We start from the raw sequence: 26,167 nt of genomic DNA on the forward strand, positions 1-26,167 counted from the left end.
CAAAAGGGCACCTTTTACATGGCAAAAGGGCATCTTTTGACTTGCAAAAGATGCCCTTTTAGAATGTAAAAGACCGTCAATTAGTTTCTATGTTTGAATTAATCTTACAATCAATGGGAATCTAATTCTTAATCGGTCATTATGAACTCTATTAGGAGTTCCTATTATAATTCTCGTTTCTCGTTATTTCACGATCTCTTTTACTGTACGACCATCACTGTATTTCACAATGTTCAAACCACGTGTAGGTTGTGAGATACGGCATCCAGCTGCGTTGTAACGAGCAACTTCTACTACTTCTCCAGTTGTTGGTGCATTCTCAATACCAGTTGATGTGTGGTCAGAAATCTCACATTTATCAGCGTTTACAATCTCACCTGTCTGAGTGTTGATTACCAATACACAAACTGAGAGTTTTGATTTGTCCTGGATAAGAGAATACTGTGATATATTCTTGAAAGCTGTTTGGTGTACTTGTACTTTGTCAGCTACGATAGGAGTGCTGATACTTCCTTGTAGACCTCTGGTTACACCTAAAGCTGCAATAGCTGTATGGTCAAACTTTAAGTTGTAAACTGGGTTTGAAGAATTCACAAAGAAGTCAAGGTCTTGTGAGTAACCTCTGTATTGGTAGCCTCCAGCGAAACCGTTCTTCTGGTAGTATGAACGGCTCTGCAGACCGTCTGCCAACAGTACATAAGCGAGTGCATAGTGTGAGTTGTACTTGCTAACACGGAAAGTTGTTCTCGTTGTGATTGAGATATTGCGCTTCCATTCATCCCATGCAGCAAAGACCTTAACATCCATTTCTGCTCCTCTGTTCTGTTCTGAACGGAACGTTGACTCACCTGTGTAGTCATTGGTATCAGTTCTTCTGTCAAATCTAACAGTAGGATATCCAGAGACACGTATGCCAGAGTAATCATCACATTCCAATGCATCAGAATTGTGAACGGCGATACCGATGAAGTCATTTGGATGGGTACGAGTTAGGTAAGATAATACAGCCATACCTCTTGGGCACCATGGACACCACATACCAGTGAAGTCTTCTACTACGACTTTGCGCTTAGGAGTCTGTGTAAGTGTTGTTCGGGTAATAGTAGTGTAAGGCTCTGTAGTGTTTGTTGGTTGACCATTAACCTTTGTGATATTAAGCGCAAGCTCGTCAACGGTAGGATCAGTAGAAGGAGGAACTACCACATTGAGTGTCTGATTGCTGCGTGTTCTGCCTGCTCCGTTAAGTGCAATGGTTTTCGTTTCGATTACTTCACCATTGCGTGTGAGTGTGTATTCAATACTCTTTGCCCCATTTGTGATGTTGGTAAGAGGCACAGGAACGTTGACTCCTGTTGAATTTAGATTAACATAAGCTTCTTGTGAAGGAACTTGTGCGAATGCATTAGTTTGCATTAATGCCAGTGATAGGGCTAAGAAAAGCCTCAGTGTTATTTTTTTCTGCATGATTTTTATTTTTAAAGGTTTATTGTTTAGGTTTACTGAATGATGTGTTTCTCTGCACTTACGACACCCTTGTTGTCTTTTTTCTGGATGATGTAAGTACCTTTGGCAAGTCCTTGTAATGATGAAATACCCTTACCAACGAGCTTACCCTGCAGCGTGTAGACGGTATAAGTAACTGGTCCTTCTGTGCTGACAGTGTTAATGCCTGTGGCAGTCTTGTCGAAAACAATAGTAATCTTTGGACCTGGCTTATCTGTTACCCAGTCATTACCAGCCTTCTTTGCAGTATACAGTTGTACTTGAACGGTACAGTTAGCCTGGTTGGTAGCTTGTTCTGCAAGGCTGAACTCCATCTCAAGTGAAGTCAAGTCAGTCTTTTTTGCTGAAAGATCACCTGCTTCAGAAGTATAAGAACCAACCTTTTTCCATCGTTTGCATCCTGCTGGGAAGCATACTTGCAGTACTCCTTCTTTCATATTTTTAACCGTTCCTACGAGGATTACTTTCTGAGCATTGCCTGATATATTGCGGACAGAGATGTCTGCAGGCATGATTAGACCAGCTTCTGGTACTCCTGGAACGAATTCTTCCACCTTGTTGAAGGTGACAGTAGAGCCATTCGGGATGACTTTCCCTTTAGCATCAACAAACTCAAACGTTTGTTTGTTTTGCGCCATTAATGCTGTTGTACCCAGCACTGTGGCGAGAATAAATGTAAACAATCTCTTCATACTTGTTGTTTTATAATTGTGAATAATTAAGGGTTAACGAGCTTTTTGCGTGTGACTTGCAGTACACCGTTGTCATTATAGACGAAAGCTACGATGCTCATGTTCTTTACTTTCCAACCGTTTTCAAGCTGAAAATCAGCTTCTTTATCAGCTGTAGCATCCTTGCCAAGGGCAATCTCTTCTCCCCAGTCACCATTGATGGCTTTCCGAAGGACGTGATTGTGTATGTATTCTTTATTGAATTTCCCGTCAGGCATACGTTGTAAAGCCTTGATATCATCCTCTACAAGCCAAAGTTGTAGCTTCCCACTGAAAGATTCTCCTAAGTTGTTGATGGTTGCTTTCACGTGCGATTGATGGGTAATCGTATCATTATTGATAGCAAGTTTGATGTCAACGGTAGCTTTCTGTTGTATCTCATTGTAGACGACTGATGCCCATTGAGAGTCATTGGTAAGTCCACCTTTACGGTTAACAAGACCTGAAGGCTGGCTTTCAACCTTCCAATAACCGTAATACAGGTCGCCTAAGTCTGTTCGAAGTCCGATGACTGATGCCGTAGGCTTTAGTGCAAGAGGTCCCGAATGGATAGCAACAGCTATCACAGTGTCGGCTCCATACTGCTCTTGAAGCTTCTCAATGGTCTCAGCAGCACGTGGACAATTGAGGCATGTCTGCCCAGTGAAGTCCTCAATGAGTACGCATCGTCCTACAGCTACAGGTGGAACATAGATAAAACGGTCGTTTTCATCTATATTACTGCACGAAGATAGCATGATGAGAACACATGCTATGAAAGAAAGTAGTTTGTTCATCTTGTGTTAGAAGTTGTAGTTATATGAGAGTGTGAAACCTTTACTTGCAGGTATGAAGCGGCATACTCCTCCCGAACAGTTGTACCCGCTACGGGTTCTTCCATAACCTACTTGCAGGCGGTGGGCACCTTTTAGGAAGGTGACGAGCCCTTGATAGTAGTGGATATGGGTGCTACCGCTGTTGTACATGTCAGATACAGTGAACATCCATGATGGTGCTATAGATAGTTCGGCAAGACCAAAGAGCCAGTCTCCGTCGTCATCTTTTGTGGCAAGATACTGCATCTCGGTACGTAGAGTGGCCTTCGGTGCTAACTTAAACTTTGCATCAGCGATGAAGATATCAGAGTGAATGACACCTCCTTCACCCTCAACAACTGTTTTGTTGTATAGCTGATTCATGTACATGAGGTTCAGTTTGATACCTTTTGACAGACGTTTCTCCATCTGAACATTGATGTCCTGGTAATAAGTTGACGGTCCCCATGCCCAGAAAGGTGACCCATAACCATCTGTTCCCTTACCTCCGTTCTCATTTTTACGTATGCCATGCACGTGTGACACGTTTAATTTCAGATTCGTTCCATACTTTCCACCAAAGAAAGTGTGCTTTGGGAAGTTGTATCCGAAGGCTGCCTGATAAGCCCATTCACCTCCCGGCTGTGTTGCGTAAGGATAGAGAGCTGCCAAAGCATAGCTATGATCCATTGTGAATGGTGGCAGATGATTGATGAAGGAGGATGTCCCAGACATGCTACGAGCACTACGGAAAGACATGTTTACGCTGCGTTTAGCTTGCAGAAGTATGCTTGCACCTCGTTTAGAGTATGACCCAGAGAGCATGGCTACGTATCCATTACGGTAGATATAACCATTATCAAACGATGGGTCTTGCCCTTTTGCTGCATATTCTGCCAGAATACTGAAGGCTCCATGTTGTAAACGAGCACGCACATCAAAGGCATTCACATTGCGAGGGAGGTTCAGTCGGTGTGTGGCATCAACCATTATGTCCTCGTCACCTTCATGTTTATTGATGAATGAAGCACCCAGTGTGATGTAGGTCTTATCCTTTAAGGCTTTAAACCACTCATCAAGATTGAGCTCAACATCAGCTCCTGAAACTAAAGCTTTGTTATGTTTCCAGTATCTACGTTGCTTTCCAGAGAGTAATTTGAGACTGACACCATTGAAAGGCTTGTACAACAGACGAGCTCCGAGCAGTGAATTGTCTATTCCTAAGCTACGTTCTTCGTAAGTACGGAGGATAAATCCAGACCCGAATTGCTCATAGTAAGTACCCAATGTCAGCTCAGCATTCTTGTAACGACCCTTCAGATAGAAGTTAGGAATACCCCATCCTTTAAAATCATTCTCATATCCAGGGAGTGGATGTTTGAGATATTCCAGGCGAAGTCCTGCATCTACATAGTTGCTTGTAGCGTTAACATCCACATAAGTGTTGGTGAGGAAACTACCAGAAGCTTTGGATGCACCGGTCTTTTCATCATTCTGTGGAATGAGAACATCACTTTGTACGCTACCTGAAAGCCTTATCTTATCGTTGTTTTCCTGTGCCCATAACATCGTATGGGGAACACAGAGCAGCAATCCCGCTAAGATATAAGTCTTCATAGTTACTTACCGCATGCTTCCTTTACTTTCTCATAAAGTTCAGTTTCAGCCCCATCAGTGTAACCATTGTGCTTATAGACAATGTTTCCCTTGCCATCGATTACCAGAACATATGGTATTAGCTGTATTCCGAGGGCACGTCTGAGATCACTGTTAGGGTCCAATAAGACCTCATAGGGCCAACCGTTTTCATCTACTAACGGCTTAACCTTATTCATGTTCTGTGCCTGGTCAATGGAAATAGCAATGAGTTTTACTCCTGTTTCTTCCTGCCAATCAGCATAAACCTCATTGATAGCTTTCAGCTCTCGGTTGCATGGTTTGCACCAAGTGGCGAAGAAAGAGATAATCATTGGTTTCCCATTGTTGGATAGTGTGTCTATTTGCACACTTTTACCCTCAATGTTTTTTAGGATTAGTTTTGGTAATCCTGTTTGTGCATGAACCGCCATGCCAATGAGGATTGATGTAATCAGTAGAGTTATTCTTTTCATCTTAGTTATTTGATTATTAGTTTCTTGAGCGCAAAGTTAGAGTTTCGTTGCATAATGATTGGATGTGCAGGGGTTAAAAAGTAGTAAAAGAAGAAAGATAAAAGGTTAAAGAAGCAAAAGGTTAAATAGTTATTTAACAGTAACTTAGGGCATATCTCTACCTTATATATAAAGAGTGGATACAGACTGCATGTTTTATGTATTATATTTCGTTTCTTTTATATAATCAATCTTAAAATAATTCTTTGTTAAAGCGTCTGTGATGTATAGGTTTTTCAATGTCTTTCTGTAAATAAAAGGTTAATATTGAGTTGATTAATATAGATGGGCCAGAACAGAGAACAGAGCTGAATGCCCTAAAACAATTGCTCGAATGGAAGTAGAGAAATGATTTTACAAAAAAGGAAAGCACAATAATTCCATACTACCTAAATATGTATTGATTTCGGTTTTGTAACTTATAGAATATCAAATGGTTATAAAAACAGAAATAAAAGACGCCCTTTTGCATCGTAAAAGGGCGTCTTTTACACTGCAAAAGGGCATCTTTTACATTGCAAAAGGTGCCCTTTTAGAACCCAAAAGAGCATCTATTAGAAAGCAGATGTGAATTTATCTGACATTATATATTGAATCTCTGCTATCAGATAGTGCTCAGAACTGTTAGCCTTAGTGCTGAGACAGTCTGAGGAATCGTGGATATTTTTGTCTTGATATCCACAATAAGCTAAGCCATATCCCCGTTATGACTATGCAATCTTTAATTAAATAACTATAAAACCAAATGAGACGCATAGCTTTTTTAGTATTATTCGTTGCAGCAACGCTGACGACATGGGCACAACAACAGAAGAAAACGTGGTCTGTGATTCCACATATTGGGGTGTCAGTGGCAACACTTACGGGTGCAGGAATGAATATTGCAATAGCCGATAATGAGAGACTTGAATTGAAACCACATGCTCGTCTTGGTTTCACGGGAGGTGCTGATGTGATGTATCAAGCAACGGATAGGGTAGGAATCTCTGCAGGTCTTGCATATATTCAAGGTGGATGTAACTATAAAGATATTGATATTAATGAAAATGTTTGGCATGACCATTATCTGAGGGCGGACTATGTTGTAGTACCAATCCTGATACATTCTTATGTTGCACAAGGCTTTTCTATTAATGCAGGACTGTCACCTTCATTCCGGGTTCGTGGCAAATATCACGCTGGACTTCAGAGTTATGACCATGATGCAGATGGTCATAAAACTAACATAAGGGAAGATGAGATTGATATGGATGTGAAAGATGGATTGCGTAAGTTTAGTCTTTCTATACCTATTGGTATCAGTTATGAATATGAAAATGTTGTGTTAGATGCTCGTTACAATGTGGGTGTATTGAATATTTCTAATCAAGGACTTTCCTCAAGAAGTAACATCTTGGAAGTGTCAGTAGGCTATAAGCTTAATCTTTAGTAGTTAGTAGCTTTTTAAAACTTTCTGAATTAATTATTATTCTGTTATAAAAGATAGGGACAAATGTCCTCGTTCTTTCGCCGCAGGATGTTGTGGCGGATAGACGGAGGCATTTGTCCCTATGTTCTTTTATTAAGTATCCCTTGCCTTTCGGGGAAGGGTGGGGAAGTTTCTTATTTCTTTTCAGGATATTTCAGATTATCCTCTGTGATCTTATCCAGAACTTCTGTAAGGAATTTACGTGATTCCCAGCGTGCCATAGGGAGGTCGTGAAGCAGATAGTTTCCACAGTCACGAGGCGCAGCGCCAGGTATTTCACCCTCATAATCAGCTACAAACTGGAAAGTACGGCGCATGAGTTCTACGATATCCTTCGACTCTAAATCACCTTGAAGGATAAGATAATTACCAGTTAAGCAGCCCATTGGTCCCCAGTAAATAACTCGTTCTTTCCATTCAGGGTCATTGCGGAGATAAGTTGCTGCTAAGTGTTCGATAGTATGGATAGCCCCAACGTGTACCACTGGTTCACGGTTTGGTTCCTTCATACGGATATCGAATGTGGTAACTGTCTCGTTTCCCACTTTATCTTTACGACTTACATAGATGCCACGGAGCAAACGTTCGTGGTCAATAGTGAATGATGGAATCTTATTCATTGTCTCTTTTTGTTTATTTTTATAGGGAGTTTAAGAAGTCAGAGAGTTAGATGGGGCAAGCCTGATGTGTTTGTTTAGAAGGGATACAACAAGATACTGCCTTGTTAAGTGCAGCACAGGGATACCTTGGTGTTGGCTTAATGTCACTAACAACTTAACTTCTCTAACTATTAAATAGCACTGATAAAATGTTTCGTTACCTCAAAACTGCCATTGGCAATGCGTTCCCAGAAGTCAAAATATTGGCTTGCTTTGTTGTCTTTGAGAGGGATATCGCTGATAACACGGAAGGAAACGAAAGGTATTCCATAGATGTGGCAGACCTGTGCAATAGAACAACTCTCCATGTCAACGGCTGTTGCATCGGGGAAGTTATTTATGATCTGTTGCATCTTTTCTTGTGAATTGACAAACCATTCGCCGCTGACAGTGAGTCCAGCTTTGATATGTAGGTCCTTACAATCGGGTAGATTGTTTAATGAAAGGGCTTTCTCAATCAGTTCTGAAGGTGCTTTAAAGCGAGCAGGCATACCGATTATCTGTCCGAAAGCAACCTCATCGCCACAGTAAGCATCATGGTATGCGCACTCTGTAGCTACAACAACGTCAGTAACTTCCAGTGATGTGTCTGCTCCACCGGCGCAACCGCTGGATATAATAAGGTCAGGATGATAGTGATTGATCATCTCTACGGCACCAATAGCTGAGTTTACTTTGCCAATACCACACTGTTGGAGGATGATTTCCTTATCTTCTAAGTTTCCTCTGACGAAGTTTTTGTGATTGATATGCTCCGTCTGCGTGTCAGAAAGAATTGTGTTGAGTTGCTTGAACTCCTTGTCCATAGCAACGATGATTCCTATTTTCATACGGCAAAGGTACGAAAAAGTTAGAAGTTGGATATTGTAAGTACTTTGTTTTTTGTAACTTTGCACGCATAATTATATACATTTGAGAAGAAACAAAACGCAATAAATATGAAAACTTGGAAGAAATTTCTACCTGACGTCGTGGTGATTGCAGTGTTTGCGATTATCTCTTTCGCTTACTTCTTTGTACCAATCACACAGGGTAAGATCCTCTATCAGCATGATGCTTCAGCTGGAGTTGGCGCTGCACAGGAGATGACAGAGTATCAGAACCGTACGGGTGAGACTACAAGATGGACCAATTCTATCTTTGGAGGGATGCCTACTTACCAGATGTCACCGTCTTATCAGTCTACAGATGGACTGTCACAGGTAATGAATGCTTACCATCTTTGGCTGCCAGACAACGTGTGGTTCCTCTTCGCTTATCTGTTAGGTTTCTATATTTTGTTACGTGCTTTCGACTTCCGACAGTCCCTTGCAGCACTTGGAAGTGTGATGTGGGCATTCTCATCTTACTTCTTAATCATCATTGCTGCAGGCCACTTATGGAAGGTTATGGCGTTGGCTTATCTCCCACCAATGATAGCTGGTGTCGTCTTGGCTTATCGTGGGCGTTACCTTTCGGGTTTCATTGTCACGGCATTGTTCACAGCTTTTGAGATAAAGGCGAACCATGTGCAGATGACTTACTATTATCTGTTCATCATTCTCTTCATGGTAATAGGCTATTTGGTAAAGTCTATCCGTGAGAAACAGCTTGCTGTATTCCTTAAAGCGACGGGTGTTCTGGCTGCCGCAGCACTGATTGGTATAGCAATCAACCTCTCAAGCCTTTATCATACATGGCAGTATCAGAAGGAAAGTATGCGTGGTAAGAGTGAATTGGTCAAGAAAGACGCTGCCAACCAGACCAGTTCAGGGCTTGATCGTGATTATATCACACAGTGGAGTTATGGTATTGATGAGACATTAACGCTTCTTGTGCCTGATGCAAAGGGTGGAGCAAGTGTTCCATTGAGCAAGAATGCAACTGCAATGGCAAAGGCTGACCCACAGATTCAGTCTATGATACCACAACTTTACGATGCCTTTCCACAGTATTTTGGTACACAACCGGGTACGAGCGGTCCTGTTTATGTGGGTGCTTTCGTGCTTTTCCTCTTTATCTTAGGCTTGTTCATTGTGAAAGGTCCTATGAAGTGGGCTTTGTTAGCAGCAACAGTATTGTCCGTTCTCTTAGCCTGGGGGCATAACTTCATGGGCTTTACGAACTTCTTCCTCGATTATATACCGATGTATGCGAAGTTCCGAACAGTGGCAAGTATCCTTGTTATAGCCGAGTTTACTATCCCATTGCTTGCTGCTTTGGCATTGAAGAAGATCGTTGATGAGCCTGATGTACTCAGTAAACAGATGAAGTTTGCTTATATTAGTCTTGCTCTTACGGCAGGTGTAGCAGCTTTAATAGCTCTATTCCCGGATATGATGGGACCATTTGTCAGCGAACAGGAGCGTCAGATGATTGGAAGTATTCAGGGAATGGATGGAGGTACAGCTCGTACTATCCTTGCAAATATCTCTGATATGCGGGCTGCAATGGTCAGTTCTGATGCTTGGCGGTCGGTTATTATTATCCTGATAGGCTTTGCTTTGCTCTTTGCTTATAAGCTAAAGAAGCTCCGTGCCGACTATATGATAGCTGCTTTGCTGGTGCTTTGTCTTGTTGATATGTGGCAAGTAGATAAGCGTTACCTCAATGATGAGATGTTTGTACCGAAGAGTGAACGTGATATGCCACAGCAGCCAACGGCTACAGATATTGAAATAAATAAGGATAAGAGCCTTGATTATCGTGTATTGAACTTTGCTTCAAATACCTTTAACGAGAATGAGACCTCTTATTTCCATAAGAGTATAGGTGGTTATCACCCAGCAAAGTTGCGTCGTTACCAGGAGATGGTAGATGCTTATATCGTTCCTGAGATGCAGAAAGCGATGCAGGCTATTGCAGCTAAGGGTGGAAACATGCAGCAGGTAGATGGCGTGAAGTTGTTCCCTGTGCTCAATATGTTGAACACAAAGTATTTTATTTTCCCTCTTCAAGGTGGTGCAACAATCCCATTGAAGAATATCTATGCGCAGGGTAACGGTTGGTTTGTTGATAAGATTGACTATGTTGCTGATGCTAATGCAGAGTATGCTGAGGTAGGGAAGATTGATGTTCGGCATGAAGCTGTAGCTGATAAGCAGTTCGAAGCAGTGCTCGGACAGGCAAAGGCGAACGACTCTACAGCCACAGTGAAGCTTGATAAGTATGAGCCAAACAACCTGCAATACACTGTTAACTCAAAGAATGGTGGTATTGTTGTCTTCTCAGAGATATATTATCCGGGTTGGAAAGCAACCGTTGATGGACAGTCTGTAGAACTTGGACGAGTGAATTATATTCTTCGCGCTGTAAATGTGAAGCCAGGTAAGCACATCGTAGTACTCGACTTCCACCCAACAAGTATCTCTACTACTGAGACCATTGCTTACATCTCTATCGTTATCCTCCTCTTGGCGATTGCGGGAGCAGGGTATATGGAGTGGAAGAAGAAGTAAACAAATAGAACAACCAACTGGCCCCACCCCCGTCCCCTCCCCCATAGGGAGGGGCGTGATTAGCGCGATACCCCTTAGTATTTCTGAACTTGTGGTAACTGCCAGAAGGGAAGTTAGGGGGAAAGGACGAGGAAATTCCCCATAAAGGATGAAAGCTAGAAGATAAAAAAGGATAAGACTGAATACCCCCTCGCAAGTATATTGGCTTACGAGGGTATTCCGTTTAAATCGAAGAGTGTTTAGAATATAGGTTTTATATGCTTTTATTATATAGGGCTTGTTGCGTTCTTCACCTATTATATATATTCTAAAATAAGGATAACAAGAAAATTATGAGACAACGAGTTGAAAAGAAGCTAAACCAGCATTTGATGCTACCGATAAAGCTGTTTATGGGTAGGGAGAAGTCAGGAGGTATCGTTCTGATTCTCAGTGTCACCTTAGCGATGATATTGGCAAATAGCAACCTTGCTGAAAGCTATTCCCATTTCTTTGAGCAGGAAGTAGGCTTTATCGTCAACGGAGAGCCTTATCTGAATTATAGTCTGCACCATTGGATTAATGATGGCTTAATGGCTATGTTCTTCTTTGTGGTCGGCTTAGAGTTGAAAAGAGAATTCATCGGTGGCGAACTGGCTGACATCAGAAACACCATTCTACCTATCGGCGCAGCAATAGGCGGTATGATTGTACCTGCCTTGATATTTTTAAGTCTGAACATAGGTACCCCACAAACGATGGGATGGGGTATACCGATGGCAACTGACATTGCCTTTGCCTTAGGAGTAGTATATCTTTTGGGCGATAAAGTACCCGTATCGGCTAAGGTTTTCCTTACAACGCTTGCCATAGTAGACGACCTTGGGGCTGTGCTTGTCATCGCCTTCTTCTACACTTCCGAACTCTCTATTGCGAGTTTGCTCTTTGGTTTGGGCTTTCTCGCAGTGATGTTTATAGGCAACAGACTCGGTATCAAGAGCCTATTCTTCTATGCCGCACTTGGTATCGGTGGTGTCTGGGTAACATTCTTGTTGTCAGGAATCCACGCAACGATTGCTGCCGTACTTGCTGCCTTTATGATTCCAGCCGATGCGAAGATTAATGAGTCGGTCTATCTTAAGCGTATAAAGAAACTGACAAGACGTTTCGAGAAAGAGGAAGCTAACGAGGTGAGAACCTTGGAGGAGGGACAGGTTGACGTACTGACACATATCCAGCACGACACTACTATCGCAATTCCCTTGCTGCAACAACTTGAACATAAGATGACACCTATCGTTACTTTCTTTATCATGCCTATCTTTGCAATTGCCAATGCTGGTATCAGCTTCACAGATTTAAGTCTATCTGACATCTTCTCTACCCACGTAGTACTCGGAGTGACATTGGGTCTGCTCTTAGGAAAACCGATTGGTATTATCGGAGCAACTTTCTTAATGGTAAAAATGCGTTGGGCAACCCTTCCAAGTGCCATCACTCGTCGCACACTGCTGGGCTTAGGTATGCTTGCCTCTATCGGCTTCACAATGTCAATGTTCATCTCTACCCTTGCCTTCACCGACGAGCTATTGATGACACAAGCAAAATTGGGTATCTTCCTCGCCTCCATCTTAGGCGGAATAGGTGGGTATGTGCTGCTGAATAAGAAAAGTAAATAAAAACAAGCAAACAAGCAAACAACTGGCCCCTTCCCCGTCCCCTCCCCCATAGGGAGGGGCGTGATTAGCGCGATACCCCTATTGGTTGGGAGAATGACAGAAAGGCTTACACAAACAAATTAATTCAGATAAGGGTTATCATCATCTATCCAATTAGTTTTGATAACGCTTATCACCCCAACAAATTAATTCCGAAAAGGCTTTTTCCCAAGCGAATTGTTTCCAGCATTCCCCCTCTCCTTTTGGAAAGGGGTTGGGGGTGAGGCTTTTTCCCCCTCTCCCTTCAGGGAGGGAAGGGGTGGGGCTTTTACTCCTCCATCAGCTTTCTATACCTACCTTTCTTTATCTCTTCATTACCCAATCGACGAGCCTTATTGATCTCATAGTCCGAGAAGCCGCCTTCGAAGAAGACTACTTCACCGTTGCCTTCAAAGGCAAGTATGTGGGTACAGATACGGTCGAGGAACCAGCGGTCGTGGCTGATTACTACTGCACAACCTGCAAATGCTTCAAGACCTTCCTCTAAAGCACGAAGTGTGTTGACGTCGATATCATTCGTCGGCTCATCAAGTAAGAGGACGTTTCCTTCCTGCTTCAATGCTAAAGCCAACTGTAATCGGTTGCGTTCACCGCCTGAAAGGACTGAACAAAGCTTGCTTTGGTCGGTTCCGGAGAAGTTGAAACGAGAGAGGTAAGCACGTGAATTGATGTCGCGTCCACCCATACGGATGGTCTCGTTGCCCTGTGCTACAACATCATATACAGTCTTGTTAGGGTCAATATCCTTGTGTTGCTGGTCGACATAGGCAAGTTTAACAGTCTCACCCACCTCGAATGTACCACCATCAACCTGCTCTAAGCCCATAATAAGGCGGAAGAGTGTTGTTTTACCAGCACCGTTCGGACCGATAACACCCACGATACCGTTAGGAGGCAGCATGAAGTTGAGGTCGTTGAAGAGTATTTTCTCACCGAAAGCCTTCTGTACATGTTGTGCTTCAATTACCTTATTACCGAGTCGTGGACCATTAGGAATGAATATTTCGAGCTTCTCCTCGCGTTGCTTCTGCTCCTCATTGAGCATCTGTTCGTAGGAGTTAAGACGTGCTTTACCCTTTGCCTGACGTGCCTTTGGTGCCATACGTACCCATTCCAACTCACGTTCCAGGGTCTTACGACGCTTAGAAGCTGACTTCTCTTCCTGTTCCATGCGCTTTGTTTTCTGGTCAAGCCATGAAGAATAGTTGCCCTTCCAAGGAATACCTTCGCCACGATCGAGTTCAAGAATCCACTCACTCACGTCATCAAGGAAGTAACGGTCGTGCGTAACGGCAATGACTGTACCCTCATACTGCTGTAAATGCTGCTCCAACCAGTCGATGCTCTCAGCGTCAAGGTGGTTAGTAGGCTCATCAAGAAGGAGTACGTCAGGCTTCTGAAGGAGTAGGCGGCAGAGAGCAACACGGCGTCGCTCACCACCTGAAAGGTTCGTAACAGGGAGGTCACCCTTAGGACAACGCAGTGCATCCATGGCTCTTTCGAGTCTTGAATCAATGTTCCAGGCATCCGTTGCATCGATGATATCCTGCAATTCTGCTTGACGCTGCATCAGCTTATCCATCTTGTCAGCATCAGAGTAATACTCTTCCAATCCAAATTTCACATTGATATCATCGTATTCCTTCAGTGCATCATAGATATGTTGCACACCTTCCATCACATTTTCCTTTACAGTTTTCGTCTCATCGAGTGGTGGATCCTGTGGCAGATAGCCCACAGAATAGCCTGGGCTCCATACCACTTCACCTTGTGTTGGCTCCACAAGGCCTGCGATAATCTTCATTAGCGTGGACTTACCAGCGCCGTTGAGACCTATAATACCTATCTTTGCACCATAGAAGAACGAGAGGTAAATGTTCTTCAGAATCTGTTTCTGGTTCTGTGGGATGATCTTTGATACACCCACCATTGAGAAGATAATCTTCTTGTCGTCTACTGTTGCCATTGATTGTTCAGTTTGTTTTTGCTGACAAAGATACAGAAAAAGGTTTGTTTAGGCAAATCTTATGTCTTGCTTCCATCCTTTCAAAGCAGAAGACACGTTGTTTGTAAATGATAATAAGAGCTTATGCTATACTTTCTCATGGTATTTGCATTGTCGTATCGTATGTATTCTTCTATTATCAGACTTAGATAATTAATTATCTAAGTCTGATAATTAATTATCTAAGCGTGATAACTAATTATCTAAGTGTGATAAAACTAAAAAGCATGTGTTTGAGGAAGATAAAACACATGTATCAACACAGTGAAGCACTCTGTTGACAATCGTTTATGTCCTGTTATAGAAGGTTGGTTATAGTAGCTTTAGAGGAGATTAGCGTAACACCAGGAAACGAGTGTGGAAATATGCGGGAATAGCTCTTGTCCAATTGGTGTTAGATGGTACACATCAGAATCCTTAGTTATGATTCTGTCTTGTATTAAATTGGCTAAGGAGGCACACAGTTTATAGTCTGCGACATAGTGGAGAAGCTCATCATAGGTCATTGAGCCCCATGAACCGATAGATTGAATGACCCAAAGTGTGTCTGGTTCGCAAGTCTTTGCAAGGACGTTACGAATCGGACACGTTGGGAATTGTGGGTTTACTACCATTTCAACTCATCGTTTAGTATAACACCATCACCAGCTGGTGAGTCGCTCTCTGTGAAGCTATTGGCCTTATACTGTATGCAAAGCATGAGCATCTCATCGTTACCTGTGTTCTTCAATGCACGCTTACCTTCTGGAGCAACACGTATGATACTACCTTCGGAAACAGGGAATATATCGCCGTCTACTTGATACTCGCCTTCACCTTTTAGTATGAAGTAAAGTTCCTCATGCGTTTTATGTGTATGCAAGAAGCCACTGTCTTGTCCTGGTACTAATGTTTGGAATGACAGCTCGCTACCAGTTGCGTGTAAAGCCTGTCCGGCAAACACCTTACCTGGTATCTCGATGTTGCCCAAAGGAAGCACATAATCTTTGATTTCATTGAGTTTACCCACGTTTACTGCTGTGTAGTTTTTACCATTCTTGGTAGTTTCGATAGTCTTCATAATCTTGTTTCTTTTATTATTGTTATTTGTTTTGATGATGCAAAGGTATGGTCTTCTGACAGATTCTACAAGTAGGTACGCAGAAGACAGTCAGTTACCATGAGGTAATCAATGTGTCTGTTAGGGCATTCTGTCATCTGTACTTTTACATACTTTAACTATAAAGTATAGATAACGTTAGCTTTAATAGTTACTTTTGTACAGTAATATGATTTATGTAAGTTATAGTAATGAACAGAAGTGAGATAAGAGACGCCCTTTATCCTAATTGTCCGATTCGGAATGTGTTGTCAAGAGTAGGGGATAAGTGGTCAATGTTGGTGCTTTTCACGTTAGAATCTAATAATAATCAGCGTTTTAAGGAGTTGCAACGTAATATTCCAGATATCTCTCAGAAGATGTTGACGACAACATTAAAGATGCTTGAAGCTGATGGACTCATCCTTCGTGTGGCCTTTTCGGAGATACCTCCACGTGTAGAATATTCACTTACGAAGAAGGGGGAAAGCCTTTTGCCGCTTATAAACAATCTCATTTCGTGGGCAAGTGATAACATGGAAGATATCATAGAATCGAGACGTAATTTCTTGTTGAAATAGGTTTCTGTAATCAGAGGTACATATATACAAGAACTCCGCCCATGGTTTGACAGTCGTCTTACCGTGGACGGAGTTTTATTTTGATAATCTTTATAGGCTGTCGGGTATCTGTTTCTTAGGTGTGATACCCAATGTTTTCATTCCTTCTAAGCGGCGAATGATATTTCCTTTGCCTTCATTGAGCTGTCCTTTAGCCTTACTGAAGTCCTGTTGTAATCGTTCAATACTTGTCCCGATCTTGACAAATGTCTCACCGAAGGTAACAAACTTATCGTAAAGGTCATTTGATTGCCGGAGTATTTCGTCTACATTCTGATTCAGTCGATAGTTCTGCCACATCGTTCTTGTCAGTTGCAAAGCCATCAGGAGGTTGCTCGGACTGAGTACGATGATATGCTTTCGGTAAGCATATTGCAGGATGGTTGGGTCGGTCTTGAGTGCTGCTGAATATCCACTTTCGTAAGGGATGAACATCAGAACATATCCGATGCAACCCGGAACCAGCTTCTCATAGTTCTTTGCTGACAGCTCATCGATATGCTTTCGCACGGAAACCACATGTTCTTTCAGTAGGCGTTCTTGCTCATTACTGTCCGTTTCCTTTATAGCAGCTTGGTAAGCAGTAAGTGAAACCTTGGCATCAACCACAGCTCTTTCTTTGTTCGGGAGTTCTATTACGGCGTCAGGGCGGAAGTTATTTCCATTCTCATCCTTGTAGTTCTCTTGTAGGAAGAACTGCTGATCCTTGACCAATCCACAGTCTTCTAAGGTCTTTTCAAGAATCATCTCTCCCCAATCACCCTGCATTTTAGAGTCGCCTTTGAGTGCTTGAGTAAGTGATGCTGCGTCATTTCCAATACGTTCCGTTTGCTCGCGTAGTTCTTTTACTGTGCGTTCCTGGTCTTCGCGCATCGCCTTTATCGTCATTTCCTGCTCGGCATGAAGTCGTTTCATAGCCTCTTCAAAGGTCGTTTTTATCTCAGTCTTGTTGGCAGTGTTCTCCTTGCTGTTGTTCGTTACAGTCTGATTGAAAGTCTCCAAACGGTCTTTGAGTGGTGAGAGCAGGGCCTCGAGACGTTCCTTGTCAGCCGTATTCATCTTTTCACGGCTCTCAGCCAGCATCTGTGCAGCCATGTTACGTACCTCTTCCTGTAGTAGTTTGTTCTTAGCTTCTGCTTGTTTCTGTAGCTCTGCACGTAGCTCTTCACCATGCTTTCTTTCTGCATCTAACTGTTGGTTAGCATTCTCCTTCACCGTTGCGATGCGTTCATCTACATTCTTTCTCTCAGTTTCAAGCTGACTACGAAGCACCGCCACACTCTCATTTGCCTTGCTCACCTCCTGTGTTGTCTTGTTCTTTATCAGTAGGAAGGTGATGATTGCACCAATGATGACACCAAGTATCAAGTATATTATAGCCATAGTTGTTTATTTATTATTCATTTTCCAACACAGATTACACGAAGAAAAATGTATCTCCTGTAGTTTTTTCATTGTCTTTAGTTCTATTATTATCTACCTCTTGACGAAGATGTTCAGTCTCAAGTTGTGGTCATTATTATATTATTATGGAGTATAGAGACATCCACTTCACTCTTAACCTTCAACCCATTCTTTGTTGGTTTGTATGTTAATGCATCTTTGTAGACGACCTCTGATAGTCCCAGTTCTAAGCTCTAATAGACTTTGTAGATACAGCGAATGATCTTATAAGTCTGATTATTTCCTTTCATAGATACTGACCTATAAACAATAAGTTCTGGTTTTAGGTTACAGATATGCTACAGTTATCATGTACTATTAACATTTCTGTGTGTTCGATGACCCTTAGGTCTCTGTGTAAAGGGAAGTTTGGAAATCCTTTCTTCTGTATTTTTTGTGTTAAAAATGGACGAAAGGAATAAAGTAATACGTCTGTTATCCCCTCCCTCAATGGGGAGAGGGTGAAATAGACGATTCTATTAATCTTGGAAGTAGACCCTCTTTACACGGTTACTGATAGTTGTCAGGACCTCATAAGGGATGGTGTCAAGTGCATCACTGAGCACAGTTACGGGCAGATCATCACCGAAGATCTCAACACTGTCGCCTTCTTTGCAGTCTATTCCAGTGACATCTATCATAGCAACATCCATACAAATATTACCAACATACTCTGCTTTCTTCCCATTTACTAAGCAATAGCAGTGTCTGTTACCAAGATGCCGGTTTAATCCATCGGCATATCCGATAGGAATAGCGGCAATAAGACTGTCATGATCAATGGTTCCCTTACGTGAATAGCCAACAGTATCACCAGCGGGAACATTCCTTAGCTGTAAGATTGTTGTCTTAAGGGTTGACACATTATTGATAATTTTATTCGTGCGAGGGTTGATTCCGTAGAGTCCTAAGCCTAATCGGCACATGTCCATCTGTCGTTCTGGGAAGTGTTCTATACCAGATGAATTGTCCATGTGGCGAATAATCTTGTGCTTGAAAGCTGCCTGTAGCTTCTTACTGCCTTCATCAAAGAGTGCAAATTGGTGTGCTGAGAAGTCGTCAAAGCTGTCCGCATCTGAGCCAACAAAGTGAGAAAAGACTGAACGAGGGATGATAGCGTTCTGATGTTTCAGACGTTTTATCAGCTCATCCATATCCTTCTGTGGGTCGAAACCAAGTCGGTGCATACCCGTATCCAGCTTAATATGAACAGGGAAACCTGTGATTCCTTCCTTCTGTGCAGCCTTAACGAGTGCATCAAGTAGTCTGAAACTGTATACTTCAGGTTCAAGATCATAGTCAAAGAGCGTCTTAAATGACGTCATCTCTGGGTTCATAATCATGATATTACTGGTGATACCATTCTTACGAAGCGTCACACCTTCATCCGCAACAGCAACAGCAAGGTAGTCCACACGATGGTCTTGTAATGTTTTTGCTATCTCTACGGCACCTGCCCCATAGGCATCTGCCTTGATCATGCATACCAATTTGGTCTCAGGCTTCAAGAAAGAGCGATACCAATTCAGGTTATCAACCACTGCATTGAGGTTTACTTCCAGTACTGTCTCATGTACCTTCTTCACTAATAGTTCCGTAAGATGATCAAAACCAAACTGTCGTGCGCCCTTTAAGAGGATGACTTCATCATGCAGATTTGCAAAGACATCACTGTGGATAAAGGCATTTATTGTAGCAAAGAAATGCTTTTCTCCAAGATGCTTGAAGGCAGAACGCTCTGCAAGAAGTCCTTCTCCTATACCGATAAACTTCTCAACACCACGTTTCTCACATAAGAATGCTACCTTATTATATAGTTCTTTACCACTCTCCCCACTCTGAAGTATGTCACTTAATATCAATGTACGTTTGCGTCCTTTGTGGTCAGGACGACGGTTCATGAAGTCAAGTGCTATATCAAGAGAGTTATAATCAGAGTTGTATGAGTCGTTGATCAGTGTACAACCATGCTGTCCTTCTTTCACTTCCAGTCGCATGGCAACAGGTTCAAGCTTTGCCATCCGTTCTGCAAGATGTGCTGGCTCAATCCCTAAATGAAGTGATACGACAGCGCAGGTAATGGAGTTTTCTACGCTGGCATCATCTATGAAAGGTAGTTTATACTGTCCCTCTACCTTTCCTTTCCATACATATGAGACAGTTGTCTCTATGTCTTTCTTCTCAATAGATTTGATAAAGAAGGCGGCATGTACGTCTTTTGCAGACCAATTAAGACTCTCTCCTTTGTAATTCTTTGCAGAGATGCAATCGTTAAGGACCTGATCGTCTTCGGAATATACGATAGCCTGTGTGTCATGGAATAGCTTTAGCTTCTCCAGACACTTTGCTTCTAATGATGGAAAGTTCTCTTGATGAGCGGTTCCAAGGCTGGTAAACACACCAATCGTTGGCTGAATGATGTCACGAAGAGCTAGCATTTCTCCCGGTTTACTGATGCCTGCCTCAAAAACACCAATCTGTGTATTCTCATTCAATAGCCATACTGACAATGGAACACCTATTTGAGAGTTGTAACTACGTGGTGAACGCGTCACAATCATCTCTGGAGAAAGTAACTGATAAAGCCATTCCTTTACCATGGTCTTACCATTTGACCCTGTGATACCAATGATTGGAATCAAGAACTCATCGCGGTGTCGCTCTGCTAAACGCTGTAAAGCTTCAAGCGTACCGACCACTTTTAGGAAGTTAGAGTTAGGGTAAAGGGTTGCCCAATTCTCAGGGATTGCCTCAACAACAAAGTTTCTTACGCCTCTTCCGTATAACTCTGGGATATAGTTATGACCATCATTTCGCTCAGTTCTGATGGCAAAGAACAATGTTTCTTCTGGGAAACAGAGGGACCGACTGTCGGTAAGTATGAAACTAATGTTTGCATCCGTGTTACCATAACGGCGTGCACCAATAAGGGTTGTTACTTTCTCAATAGTATAATTCATTACTATTCTGTATTGTTTTTTATTGTATTGCAAAGGTAATGAAAACTCTTAATACTACATATTATATATAGTATTTTTTCATTCTATCGTTGAACATTGCCATGGTGGGCACATTGAGGGCAGATTCCTTTAATCATATAGTTGACGGTATGCAGCCTGTAGCCTGTGGGAAGTTTTACTTGTGGAACGGGAATATCGCTCAGACAGAATGTGCGGTGACAGCTTTCACAATAGAAGTGTACGTGCATGTCCTCATCCTTCTTTGTGTTATGGCTAAGACATAGTTCATATTTAGCTATGTCGTCCCCATCTTCTAATTGATGAACCAGATGGTGATCCTTGAATAAAGACAATGTACGGGAGATGCTCGACTTGTCTATTGTCTGTAGTTGTAGCTCCAGTTCTTTCATGGAAACAGGGTTATTCTGCTTTGCCAGTGTACGTATGATTACGATGCGATTAGCTGTTAACTTCACACCATGTGCCTTCAATAGTTGTTCTATTTGTGCCTCATCCATCTCTTCTCTCTCCATTGTTATATTCAAAGTTCTAAGTCTGGATATTCCAACTTTAACTTTTCTGCCTTTTCTCTTGTCTTTTGTAAGAAGTGTTTATATTCTTCTGATTCGGGATTAAAGGGTTTGTGCCCAAAAGCCTCCTTTATTGGACGCCATGATTCGAGGAATTTTTTAGCTTCTTTGGAGAAAGAAACCTCAACGAAACGTTCCCATATATAATCCACCGCCTGCTCGTTGGGATGGAGCATGTCAGCCTTGTAGAACCGATAATCGCGTAGTTCGTCATTTACAATCTCGTAAGCAGGAAAGTAATAGATTCTCCCTTGCTGTTCTGTTATAAGCTGATGGGATGCTAATAACAAAGTGGCCTTGGACAATTGACTCTCATGATAACCGTATTTTGCGTACCGGATGGGGCTGACAGTTAGGATTATCTTTATATTTGGATTACCTTTTCTTAAGGCAGCCACCACTCCTCGTAGTGCTTCTGTGCACTGTTCAACCGTCAAAACACGTTCTTCAAACAGATTTTGAGGACGTTTCTGGCAGTTGTCTACGACTGTCCCAGTTGCTTTCTCTATGTAAACATGGTTCGTCCCAAGTGTAAGTACTGCCGTGTCAAAGCTCTCTCCTTCTTTTCTCATTACTGTATGAAGAATAGAGATAGGGTTGTACATGACTCCAAAAGGATTGATTGTGGTACGAAACTTCTCCTCTTCGAAACGCTTACCGATATTATCAGCAAAACATGAGCCCACGAAAAGTATCTTCTCGCATGGTTGTATCTCAAATTCAGGATGAGGAATGTTGACAATAGTTCTGAACTCCATAGTGGCAAAGTTAGTAAAAAATGAAGAGAGAACATCCATGGATAGGATTAATTTTTATATATTTGCTGGAGTAATAATAGAAAAAGTAGAACGTAGATGTACACTTACGAATATCCTCACCCTGCTGTAACGGCGGATTGTCTGGTCTTTGCACACACTGAAAATGGGCTATATTTATTGTTGATATAGCGCAAACATGACCCATGTAAGAATATGTGGGCTTTCCCTGGTGGGTTTATGAATATCGATGAGACAACAGAGGACGCTGCCCGACGTGAACTGGAAGAGGAAACTGGACTGAAAGTTAAGGAACTACATAGGGTCAATGTTTTCGATGCTGTCGGTAGAGATCCACGTGAAAGGGTTATAACCGTTGCTTATTATACGATAGTCGAAGGTCTTACTGAGGTTCGAGGAAGAGATGATGCATCTGTGGCAGAATGGTTTCCCATAGATAATCTTCCCCCATTGGCATTCGATCATGATACCATCTTGCGTGAAACAAAGGGCTTACTTTGTGTAGAGTAAGAGAGGAATAATATGGATGAGTTAGATATGAAATATCCTTACGTTATTTTGCTACCGATGTCTTGGAAATAAAGATAGAAACCTTCATTTCCCGTTTTACAATATATTGAAAATCAAACGATTATGAATAGGCATTGTAAAAGGGCATCTTTTGACTTGTAAAAGATGCCCTTTTACACATCAAAAGATGCCCTTTTGCAACGTGAAAGGTGCCCTTTTAGAACCTAAAAGAGCACCTTTTGTTTTGCAGTTTGAATTTATATTACAAGCTTGAGAGCTTGTTTTTCTTTTTTACTGCTTATGTACAGTATTATAAGCAGGCTACAGTCAGACCCGCCATTACGATACTTACCATGCTCATGAGCTTGATAAGGATGTTAAGTGATGGGCCAGACGTATCCTTAAATGGGTCGCCAACGGTGTCACCAACAACTGTTGCTTTGTGACACTCTGACCCTTTACCTCCGAAGTTACCCTCTTCTACATACTTCTTGGCATTGTCCCAAGCTCCACCTGCATTCGACATGAAGACTGCAAGGGTGAAACCGGCAGCTAATCCACCAACTAACAGACCCAAAACACCTGCAACACCTAAGAGAACTCCTACTACAACAGGGATAATAATGGCTAAAAGAGAAGGTATAATCATCTCATGTTGAGCACTCTGGGTACTGATTTCTACGCAACGACCATAGTCTGGAGTACCTGTTCCTTCAAGAATTCCTTTTATTTCACGGAACTGGCGGCGTACTTCTGCAACCATCTTGCCAGCTGCTCTACCCACAGCTCCCATCGTTAAACCGCAGAAGAGGAACGCTGCCATGGCTCCAATGAATGCACCAACGAGCACTTTCGGATTCATAAGGTTCACTTGGAAGAAGTTCATGAAGTCAGGAATTGTTGCATTGGTAGCATCAATAGCTTCACCGGCAACATTTGTCATTTGTTCACCAACACGTGCCATTGCAATCTTAATCTCCTCAATGTAGGATGCCAATAGTGCCAGAGCTGTTAGTGCAGCAGAGCCAATAGCAAAACCTTTACCTGTTGCAGCTGTTGTATTACCAAGTGCATCAAGTGCATCAGTACGGCTACGTACCTCTTCTCCAAGCTCACTCATCTCAGCATTACCACCAGCATTGTCGGCAATTGGGCCGTAAGCATCAGTTGCAAGAGTGATTCCAAGCGTTGAAAGCATGCCTACAGCAGATATTCCTATACCGTAAAGACCATGCTGAAGTGATGCTGCTGACATGGACATATCGAAGCCATTTGCACATAGATAGCTTAATAAAATAGCAATAGAGATGGCAAGGACGGGGATACAGGTTGAAATCATACCCGTTCCTATACCTTTTATAATAACAGTGGCTGCACCAGTCTGACTTGCTTCAGATATGCTTTTCGTTGGTCGATAACTCTGTGATGTGTAATATTCGGTGGCTTGTCCGATGACAACACCTGCCACTAAGCCAGATATAACAGAGAAACTGATACCTAACCAGTTCTCAAGTCCTAAGAGATAGAGTATCAAGAAGCTGGCTGCTGCTATCAGTACGGCAGCTGTGTTAGTACCCATTCCCAAGGAATGAAGTAGATCCTTCATTGTAGCACCCTCCTTTGTCCTTACGAGGAAGATACCAAACAGGCTAAGGAATACTCCCACTGCAGCGATTAACATTGGTGCTATGACAGCACGTAGTTGCATATCGCCAGCAGAAGCAGTGAAGGCTGTAGCACCAAGTGCGGCAGTTGAAAGAATGGAACCACAGTAGCTTTCGTATAAGTCAGCGCCCATACCAGCCACATCACCCACGTTATCACCCACGTTATCAGCTATTGTAGCAGGATTGCGGGGGTCATCTTCGGGAATGTTTGCTTCAACTTTACCCACAAGGTCAGCTCCTACGTCGGCAGCTTTGGTATAGATACCACCACCCACACGTGCAAACAGCGCCTGTGTTGAGGCTCCCATACCAAAGGTTAGCATGGTTGTTGTGATGGTGATGAGCATTTCACTCGATGTCATCTTGTCAGAATAGAACCAAGTAAGTGCGATAAACCATAGCGCAATGTCTAATAATCCGAGTCCAACGACTACCAATCCCATGACAGCACCTGACCGAAAAGCTATTTTCAGTCCATTGTTGAGTCCTTGTCGGGCTGCATTAGCTGTTCTAGCACTGGCATATGTGGCAGTTTTCATACCGAAGAAACCCGCCAAACCAGAGAAAAAGCCTCCTGTAAGGAAGGCAAATGGTACCCAAGCGTTCTGTGCATTGAAGCCATAAGCCATGATAGCAAAGATAATTGCTAGGATAATAAACACGAGTAAAACAACTTTGTATTGCTGCTTCAGATAAGCCATGGCACCTTGTCTGACGTGTTCAGCAATCTCAATCATACGTGATGTGCCTTCATCTTCTTTCATCATGGATTTAAAGAAATACCATGCCATGCCCAAAGCGCACACAGATGCAATGGGAATGAGCCAAAATACTTGTGGAATGTGTTCCATTGTTTACTAATTTTAGGTTATGTAATAGATTTATTTTATTCATCGGCAAATATATAAAAAAATAATGATAGCAGGTGCTTTCGTGATATTTTTTTAGTGACTTGTGGTGTGTTCCTTTGTTAAAGAATGTGGAGGACTATTTCCCTTCTTATGACTTTGCGTTTGTTATTACCATTCACAGTCTACTTACTGTTACTAATATCTTTTTTCAGCTATCAAATTGCTCGACATTTTTGATATGAGTATGCGATGGTAGATGGTCCAGTCTTGCTGGTAACAGACTATCTTTTGACTGTGAAAATAGATAGTCTGGGGAGGTATAAAACCGATAAATGGGGTTAGATATTATATCTTAACCCCATTTGTTTTCCATCTCTTCAGACTTCTTCTTCTTGATTTCTTAAAGGAATCCTTGCTGTTTAAGCGCTTCTAATAGCCCTACAGACATGGCCTCATTGTCCTTTTTGGTATAGCGAATGTCAGTGAAAACCTGTGCAAGTGTTTCTTTATTGTTGATCTCAACAAAGTATTTGTTCTCCTCTAATTGCTCTTTGGCTGTGTAAAACTCATTGATTCGTTCGGGAGTGTAATCGTTGTAGACCTCCTGATGGATGATGCTATTGAGTGGCAATCGGTCAGAAAGAGCAGGCTGCTCGTCGGGCCACCCCAGCGTGATAGTTGCTACAGGCATAACCAATTGCGGTAGACAGAGAGTCTTGATGATTGCTTGAGGGTTATAGATAGTTGTTCCTAAAAAACAAGTGCCAAGTCCTTTGGCTTCGGCAAGATTGCAGAAGGTCTGACAATATAATAAGGTGTCAGTGGCAGCATTGAGGAAAGATAAAAAGTTATCGTAACCTGGTGTTGCTTTCCTATTGATAGCCCACAGCGTTGTTCGGCGAAAGTCTGCGCAGAACGTCAGTACTACAGGTGCTCCTTCTACCATTGGTTGAGAGAAATGCGCAGGTGCCAGTTGGGCTTTCATGTCAGCGTTTCTGGTGATAATTACGGAGTAAAGCTGTAGATTCCCCATCGTCGGGGTGTGTTCTGCTTCGTCTAACAATTGCTTGAGCAGTGTGTCAGAAATATCCTTTTGCGTATATTTCCTTATCGTTTTCCTTGAGTTTATATTTCCCATTTTGATAATTTTACTGCTACAAAGTTAATTAATTGTTTTCTATTTTGGAAAACTATTCGTAACTTCGCAGTCGAAAATTTTCATAAAAAC

At 42.3% G+C, this 26,167-nt stretch carries 20 protein-coding genes and 1 pseudogene; 5 read left to right on the forward strand and 16 right to left on the reverse strand.

The genetic code is table 11. The features are described 5' to 3' along the window. Nucleotides 1–183: 183 nt before the first annotated feature. The 5 genes from ACZ48L_RS08595 to ACZ48L_RS08615 are packed head-to-tail and all read right to left on the reverse strand — an operon-like array spanning nt 184 to nt 5,139. Nucleotides 184–1,464, reverse strand: coding sequence for an Omp28-related outer membrane protein (locus ACZ48L_RS08595; RefSeq protein ID WP_025792083.1), 1,281 nt, complete (start codon nt 1,462–1,464; stop codon nt 184–186). Nucleotides 1,465–1,496: 32 nt separating this feature from the next. Then, entirely contained in the window at nt 1,497–2,195 is a 699-nt protein-coding gene (locus tag ACZ48L_RS08600; protein WP_044113905.1) for a T9SS type A sorting domain-containing protein, read from the reverse strand. Nucleotides 2,196–2,221: 26 nt separating this feature from the next. Then, a complete protein-coding gene (locus ACZ48L_RS08605) occupies nt 2,222–3,010 on the reverse strand; it encodes an Omp28 family outer membrane lipoprotein (RefSeq protein WP_025792085.1) in 789 nt (262 codons plus the stop codon). Nucleotides 3,011–3,016: 6 nt separating this feature from the next. Further along, a complete protein-coding gene (locus ACZ48L_RS08610; RefSeq protein WP_025792087.1) occupies nt 3,017–4,645 on the reverse strand; it encodes a DUF6029 family protein in 1,629 nt (542 codons plus the stop codon). Nucleotides 4,646–4,647: 2 nt separating this feature from the next. Next, a complete protein-coding gene (locus tag ACZ48L_RS08615) occupies nt 4,648–5,139 on the reverse strand; it encodes a TlpA family protein disulfide reductase (protein WP_025792089.1) in 492 nt (163 codons plus the stop codon). Nucleotides 5,140–5,923: 784 nt separating this feature from the next. Here ACZ48L_RS08615 and ACZ48L_RS08620 point away from each other — a divergent pair. Further along, entirely contained in the window at nt 5,924–6,607 is a 684-nt protein-coding gene (locus ACZ48L_RS08620) for a porin family protein (RefSeq protein WP_025792090.1), read from the forward strand. A gap of 173 nt (nt 6,608–6,780) precedes the next feature. On the opposite strand, the gene ACZ48L_RS08625 is transcribed toward ACZ48L_RS08620, so the two are convergent. Next, nucleotides 6,781–7,266, reverse strand: coding sequence for an S-ribosylhomocysteine lyase (locus tag ACZ48L_RS08625; protein ID WP_008822123.1), 486 nt, complete (start codon nt 7,264–7,266; stop codon nt 6,781–6,783). A gap of 170 nt (nt 7,267–7,436) precedes the next feature. Further along, a complete protein-coding gene (locus ACZ48L_RS08630) occupies nt 7,437–8,135 on the reverse strand; it encodes a 5'-methylthioadenosine/adenosylhomocysteine nucleosidase (protein ID WP_025792092.1) in 699 nt (232 codons plus the stop codon). A gap of 108 nt (nt 8,136–8,243) precedes the next feature. Between ACZ48L_RS08630 and ACZ48L_RS08635 the strand changes: the two genes are divergently transcribed. Both ACZ48L_RS08635 and nhaA read left to right on the forward strand, forming a co-directional pair. Continuing rightward, complete coding sequence (locus tag ACZ48L_RS08635) at nt 8,244–10,742, forward strand: YfhO family protein (RefSeq protein WP_025792095.1); 2,499 nt, start codon at nt 8,244–8,246, stop codon at nt 10,740–10,742. 332 nt (nt 10,743–11,074) lie between these two features. Next, a complete protein-coding gene (gene nhaA / locus ACZ48L_RS08640; protein WP_025792097.1) occupies nt 11,075–12,400 on the forward strand; it encodes a Na+/H+ antiporter NhaA in 1,326 nt (441 codons plus the stop codon). 307 nt (nt 12,401–12,707) lie between these two features. On the opposite strand, the gene ettA is transcribed toward nhaA, so the two are convergent. The 3 genes from ettA to ACZ48L_RS08655 all read right to left on the reverse strand — a co-directional run bounded on the left by ettA (nt 12,708) and on the right by ACZ48L_RS08655 (nt 15,504). Further along, complete coding sequence (gene ettA / locus ACZ48L_RS08645; protein WP_008822127.1) at nt 12,708–14,405, reverse strand: energy-dependent translational throttle protein EttA; 1,698 nt, start codon at nt 14,403–14,405, stop codon at nt 12,708–12,710. A gap of 362 nt (nt 14,406–14,767) precedes the next feature. After that, entirely contained in the window at nt 14,768–15,058 is a 291-nt protein-coding gene (locus ACZ48L_RS08650) for a transcriptional regulator (RefSeq protein WP_081767857.1), read from the reverse strand. Continuing rightward, nucleotides 15,052–15,504: a cupin domain-containing protein gene (locus ACZ48L_RS08655; protein WP_025792098.1), complete on the reverse strand. Its 453-nt coding sequence runs from the start codon at nt 15,502–15,504 to the stop codon at nt 15,052–15,054. Before ACZ48L_RS08655 ends, ACZ48L_RS08650 begins: the two co-directional genes overlap by 7 nt. A gap of 230 nt (nt 15,505–15,734) precedes the next feature. Here ACZ48L_RS08655 and ACZ48L_RS08660 point away from each other — a divergent pair, with 230 nt between their 5' ends. Next, entirely contained in the window at nt 15,735–16,103 is a 369-nt protein-coding gene (locus ACZ48L_RS08660) for a winged helix-turn-helix transcriptional regulator (protein WP_025792100.1), read from the forward strand. Nucleotides 16,104–16,193: 90 nt separating this feature from the next. On the opposite strand, the gene ACZ48L_RS08665 is transcribed toward ACZ48L_RS08660, so the two are convergent. From ACZ48L_RS08665 to ACZ48L_RS08680, 4 genes are all read right to left on the reverse strand, one after another. Beyond that, on the reverse strand, nt 16,194–17,525 hold the full coding sequence (locus ACZ48L_RS08665; protein ID WP_008822131.1) for a DNA recombination protein RmuC: 1,332 nt from the start codon (nt 17,523–17,525) through the stop codon (nt 16,194–16,196). 539 nt (nt 17,526–18,064) lie between these two features. After that, the gene (locus tag ACZ48L_RS08670) at nt 18,065–20,545 is read right to left on the reverse strand and encodes a bifunctional UDP-N-acetylmuramoyl-tripeptide:D-alanyl-D-alanine ligase/alanine racemase (RefSeq protein WP_025792102.1); all 2,481 of its coding nucleotides are present in this window, start codon (nt 20,543–20,545) and stop codon (nt 18,065–18,067) included. A gap of 83 nt (nt 20,546–20,628) precedes the next feature. Beyond that, nucleotides 20,629–21,063, reverse strand: a complete 435-nt coding sequence (locus tag ACZ48L_RS08675) for a Fur family transcriptional regulator (RefSeq protein ID WP_025792104.1) — start codon at nt 21,061–21,063, stop codon at nt 20,629–20,631. A gap of 23 nt (nt 21,064–21,086) precedes the next feature. Beyond that, on the reverse strand, nt 21,087–21,932 hold the full coding sequence (locus tag ACZ48L_RS08680; RefSeq protein WP_044113906.1) for a GSCFA domain-containing protein: 846 nt from the start codon (nt 21,930–21,932) through the stop codon (nt 21,087–21,089). A gap of 57 nt (nt 21,933–21,989) precedes the next feature. Here ACZ48L_RS08680 and ACZ48L_RS08685 point away from each other — a divergent pair. Beyond that, a pseudogene (locus ACZ48L_RS08685) lies at nt 21,990–22,421 on the forward strand (NUDIX domain-containing protein). Nucleotides 22,422–22,731: 310 nt separating this feature from the next. Here the strand turns inward: ACZ48L_RS08685 and ACZ48L_RS08690 are convergent. Continuing rightward, the gene (locus ACZ48L_RS08690; protein WP_025792106.1) at nt 22,732–24,939 is read right to left on the reverse strand and encodes a sodium-translocating pyrophosphatase; all 2,208 of its coding nucleotides are present in this window, start codon (nt 24,937–24,939) and stop codon (nt 22,732–22,734) included. A gap of 400 nt (nt 24,940–25,339) precedes the next feature. Further along, complete coding sequence (locus tag ACZ48L_RS08695; protein WP_025792109.1) at nt 25,340–26,077, reverse strand: nitroreductase family protein; 738 nt, start codon at nt 26,075–26,077, stop codon at nt 25,340–25,342. Between the last annotated feature and the right edge of the window lie 90 nt (nt 26,078–26,167).

The organism is Prevotella histicola (genome assembly GCF_055385135.1).